Source organism: Vibrio sp. V19_P1S1T109 (assembly GCF_002241375.1).
GTDB classification, from domain to species: domain Bacteria; phylum Pseudomonadota; class Gammaproteobacteria; order Enterobacterales; family Vibrionaceae; genus Vibrio; species Vibrio anguillarum.
This window is the reverse complement of the sequence record NZ_NDIM01000238.1, coordinates 1-4454: the sequence shown is the minus strand read 5'-3', so window position 1 is coordinate 4454 and position 4454 is coordinate 1. Positions and strand designations below refer to the sequence as shown.

Genomic DNA, 4454 nt, shown 5'->3' with positions numbered 1-4454 from the left:
GCCATTTATATGCGCCATACGGAGAAGTATTGGCTAAAATGTGAATTTTTAATCAGATAAAATAACTAAATATCCTTATTTTGCAGGTTAATAATTTGTTGCATGTTTTCGGTGTGAATGCTAGTTTGTATCAAAAATGGGAGTTGGAATACTCTGCAGTAGCAAATACAGGGAGTTAAGCGCAATGACTGATGTACCGGCGCTGAATATTAAAGAGCTGCACAAAACCTTTGGTCAAAACGAAGTACTAAAAGGAATCTCGCTAGAAGCTCGTAAGGGTGATGTGATCTCCATTATTGGTTCTTCTGGCTCGGGAAAAAGTACCTTTCTTAGATGCATCAATTTACTTGAAACACCAACCTCTGGTGATATTTGGGTCAATGGTGAACTCATTCAAATGAAAAAAAATCGGCAAGGTGAAGCTTCACCTGTGAGTGAAAAGCAGGTGCAACGAATTCGCTCACGCCTTGCTATGGTATTTCAGGGATTTAACCTTTGGTCGCACATGACGGTGTTAGAAAACGTTATTGAAGCACCAATTCATGTGTTAGGAGTACCGAAAGCACGAGCCATCGAGAGTGCTGAGGTGCTGCTAAAAAAAGTCGGCCTGTATGAACGTAAAGACTATTATCCTGGTCACCTTTCTGGTGGGCAACAACAACGTGCGGCGATTGCTAGAGCGTTAGCCGTGGAGCCAGAAGTCATGCTGTTTGATGAGCCCACTTCTGCACTTGATCCTGAATTGGTGGGTGAAGTGTTGGGTGTTATGAGAGACTTGGCAGAAGAAGGCCGTACTATGCTGGTAGTGACTCATGAAATGGCCTTTGCTCGCGATGTTTCAAACCATGTGATGTTCTTGCACCAAGGTTTAGTGGAAGAGCAAGGAGATCCAGCCATCCTGTTCACCCAGCCTAAATCTGAACGGTTAAAACAATTTATATCCTCTATTTATTAATGTGTTCATTATGTTGTGGTATTCGTCACGACATAAATATTAAGCAAAACCAACATAAACATAGCATGATAAATAAGTAAGACCTCAATCACAGGAGTATGGAAATGAAAAAGTGGTTATTAGTTGCAGCCGTTGCTGCTAGTGCAATGACTGGTATGGCCCAAGCGAAAGAATGGAAGACGGTTCGTTTTGGTATAGAAGGGGCTTATCCTCCTTTTAGCTGGACAGAGGCTGATGGATCTCTCAAAGGCTTTGATGTTGATATGGCCAATGCGTTGTGCAAGGAGATGAAAGTGGAATGTAAAATCGTTCCACAAGACTGGGATGGTATTATCCCATCACTGCTCGCACGTAAATATGACGCGATTATTGCAGCTATGTCGATTACCGACGAGCGCAAGAAAAAAGTCGATTTCACTGGTAAGTACGCATTAATTCCCAATAAATTTATCGCCAAGAAAGGAGCCGCGTTGGATTTTTCTAAAGAAGGTCTAAAAGGGGTGAAAATTGGTGTACAACGTGCAACAACGCACGATAAGTATCTTACTGATAATTATGGCGATGCAGTTGAAATTGTCCGTTATGGTTCATTTGATGAAGCCTATCTTGACCTCGCCAATGGTCGTATTGCGGCAGTATTGGGTGATGCCTCTGCATTGGAAGAGGGTGTGCTTAACAAAGCGGGCGGCGAAGCGTATGAGTTCGTCGGCCCATCATTAACCGATCCGAAATGGTTTGGCGATGGTTTTGGTATTGCGGTTCGTAAACAAGACAAAGATCTCACTCAAAAACTTGATATGGCGATTAAATCTCTTCGTCAACAAGGGATTTACCAAGAAATTGCGACCAAATACTTTAATTACGATGTATACGGTGAATAAGCTGTAACATCATATCTTACCCATATAATTAGAAGGTGAGAGTGAGCCGAGCATATGAATATGTTTATCGATCACTCTGTAATTAGGACTGGTTAGCTCAGTTGACTCCACCTTCTCAATTATGATGGGAATCCATTGATTCTTAACGGCTGGATCCTAGTTCCAGAAGTACCCAGCCGTTAAATTCTCCAGGGACTAGGGATGAATTATGTTGGACCTACACGGATATGAAGCCTCAATTTTGAAGGGAGCGGTGCTGACCATTGAAGTTGCCGTGCTCTCTTTATTACTTGCCATGTTACTTGGCATGCTAGGTGCGCTAGCCAAGCTTGCACCTTACCGTTGGGCAAGAGCCATTGCCACTCTTTATACGACCATCATTCGCGGTATTCCAGACCTTGTGTTAATGATGCTTATTTTCTTTGGCGGTCAAATATTGTTGAATAATAGCCTTTATTCAATCAACGAATGGCTAAACAATTGGTTTATGGCAAGTGACCCGAGCCATGAATGGACCGCTTATCTCCCCGATTATATTGATGTTAGCCCTTTCATTGCTGGAATACTAACCATAGGTTTCATTTTCGGTGCCTATATGGCTGAAACCTTTCGTGGCGCTATTATGGCGGTTGATAAAGGAGAGATGGAAGCGGCGAAAGCGTATGGTATGAGTTCTACCTTAGCATTTAGACGCATTTTGCTTCCTCAAATGGTTCGTCATGCATTGCCAGGGTTTGGTAACAACTGGTTGGTATTGCTCAAAACGACGGCACTTGTTTCCATTATTGGATTAGAAGATATGGTCAGAGTCAGCTCACTCGCGGCGGGTTCGACAAAAATGCCATTCACCTTTTATATGGCTGTCTCAGTGATCTTCCTTTTCTTTACCAGTGTATCAACCGGTCTTCTCAAATTGGTTGAGCGCAAGTTCAGCATTCACACGAGGTAAATATGGATTTTTCCCTTATTGCTCAAAGCCTACCAATTTATTTTAGTGGGCTGTGGACAACGGTTTGGCTGGTGGGTTTGTCGCTAATCATCGGTTTGAGCCTTGCCATCCCCTTAGCAATTGCTAGAAATAGCCACAACTATTTTATTCGTACTCCAGCATGGGCTTATACCTACTTTTTTCGTGGTACACCGTTATTGGTCCAGCTTTATCTCATCTACTATGGAATGGATCAATTTTTCCCGGTGAAAGATACCTTATGGGAAAACGCTTGGTTTTGCGCGTTGGTTGCTTTTGTTCTCAATACGTCCGCCTACACGGCTGAAATTATTCGCGGCGCGATCAATGGTTTGCCGAAAGGCGAAGTTGAAGCGGCGAAGGCATACGGAATGAGTACTTGGAAAACGTATCGACGAATTATTCTACCGAGTGCGTTAAGGCGTGCACTGCCCGCTTATAGTAATGAAGTTATCTTCATGCTTCACGGTTCGGCGGTTGCTGGTATTGTTACCATTATGGATTTAACGGGGGCTGCGCGTTTAGTGAACTCTCGTTATTATGCTCCATTCGAGTCATTTTTAACCGCAGGTTTGTTCTATATGGGCTTGACCTTTATTATTTTGTTCTGCTTTAAACAGGCTGAAAAACGCTTCTTAGCTTATTTGCGCCCATTAAGCTGAAAGGCTGCGAGTAGCAATTTGTTGTACCGAGTTTGTTTCTATAATCAAGGCATAGATTAAAATAAGAAGCGCGCTGAATGCGCGCTTCTTATGGGCACGTTACTTTCTGTTCCTACAAAGAAAAACTGGACCAAATTGGCGCGTGATCAGAAGGTTTTTCTATTCCTCGAAGTTCATAGTCGATGCCGGCCTCTTGGCATTTTTTTGCTAGGTTCGGGGTCGCTAAAATGACGTCGATTCGTAGCCCGCGGTTATCATCAAAGCCGCGTGAGCGATAATCAAACCACGAAAATTGATCATTTACATCCGGATTTAACTGACGGAATGTGTCAACAAAACCCCAGTCCATTAAAGTTTGTAACCATTCGCGCTCTTCAGGTTGGAAAGAGCATTTTCCCGTTTGCAACCAGCGCTTTCTATTGGCTTCACCAATCCCAATATCAAAGTCGATAGGGCTGATGTTAATGTCTCCCATTACAATTATTTGTTCGTCAGGGGAATGATGTGTCGTTAAGTAACCCATTAGATCTTTATAAAACTGACGCTTATAGGGGTATTTTGTTTCATGGGAAATATTCTCTCCTTGAGGAAAATAGCCGTTGAGTATGGTTGTTTTTTGGCCGTTTTCATCTTCAAAAGTGGCCATAATCATGCGTTTTTGATGATCTTCATTATCGCTAGGAAAGCCTTTCTGTACTGAAATGGGTTCCTTCTTGCACAACATGGCGACGCCATAATGCGCTTTTTGACCATGGAAATAGACGTGGTAGCCCATAGCTTCAACATCCTCAAGAGGAAAAGCGTCATCGTGTACTTTGATTTCTTGAAGTCCAATGACATCAGGTTGATGCTTATCAATAATCGCTTGCAGTTGATGAAGGCGAGCTCTCAAACCGTTGATGTTAAAACTGATGACTTTCATAAGGGATCCTTAAGATGAGTTGTGCGCAAGATGTTACCATTTCAAGGCGCAAGGACAAGACGAAAAG

At 42.8% G+C, this 4454-nt stretch carries 5 protein-coding genes; 4 read left to right on the top strand and 1 reads right to left on the bottom strand.

What is annotated here, in order from left to right; translation table 11 throughout:
* Positions 1-184: 184 nt before the first annotated feature.
* The 4 genes from B9J87_RS11945 to B9J87_RS11930 all read left to right on the top strand — a co-directional run bounded on the left by B9J87_RS11945 (position 185) and on the right by B9J87_RS11930 (position 3465).
* Positions 185-955 carry an ABC transporter ATP-binding protein gene (locus B9J87_RS11945; RefSeq protein WP_013856548.1) on the top strand — a complete coding sequence of 257 codons (771 nt, stop codon included), beginning with the start codon at positions 185-187 and terminating at the stop codon, positions 953-955.
* 104 nt (positions 956-1059) lie between these two features.
* Positions 1060-1836 carry an ABC transporter substrate-binding protein gene (locus B9J87_RS11940; protein WP_026028918.1) on the top strand — a complete coding sequence of 259 codons (777 nt, stop codon included), beginning with the start codon at positions 1060-1062 and terminating at the stop codon, positions 1834-1836.
* A gap of 208 nt (positions 1837-2044) precedes the next feature.
* Positions 2045-2785 carry an ABC transporter permease gene (locus B9J87_RS11935; RefSeq protein ID WP_013856550.1) on the top strand — a complete coding sequence of 247 codons (741 nt, stop codon included), beginning with the start codon at positions 2045-2047 and terminating at the stop codon, positions 2783-2785.
* Between the two features lie 2 nt (positions 2786-2787).
* Positions 2788-3465, top strand: coding sequence for an ABC transporter permease (locus tag B9J87_RS11930; protein ID WP_017045191.1), 678 nt, complete (start codon positions 2788-2790; stop codon positions 3463-3465).
* A 112-nt stretch (positions 3466-3577) separates the two neighbouring features.
* Here the strand turns inward: B9J87_RS11930 and xthA are convergent, their stop codons facing one another.
* Positions 3578-4387, bottom strand: coding sequence for an exodeoxyribonuclease III (gene xthA, locus B9J87_RS11925; protein WP_094150905.1), 810 nt, complete (start codon positions 4385-4387; stop codon positions 3578-3580).
* Between the last annotated feature and the right edge of the window lie 67 nt (positions 4388-4454).

Excerpts from the sequence above, each read along its gene's own strand:
- xthA (WP_094150905.1), bottom strand. The coding sequence starts at position 4,387 with ATGAAAGTCATCAGTTTTAACATCAACGGTTTGAGAGCTCGCCTTCAT.
- B9J87_RS11930 (WP_017045191.1), top strand. The coding sequence starts at position 2,788 with ATGGATTTTTCCCTTATTGCTCAAAGCCTACCAATTTATTTTAGTGGG.
- B9J87_RS11940 (WP_026028918.1), top strand. The coding sequence starts at position 1,060 with ATGAAAAAGTGGTTATTAGTTGCAGCCGTTGCTGCTAGTGCAATGACT.
- B9J87_RS11945 (WP_013856548.1), top strand. The coding sequence starts at position 185 with ATGACTGATGTACCGGCGCTGAATATTAAAGAGCTGCACAAAACCTTT.
- B9J87_RS11935 (WP_013856550.1), top strand. The coding sequence starts at position 2,045 with ATGTTGGACCTACACGGATATGAAGCCTCAATTTTGAAGGGAGCGGTG.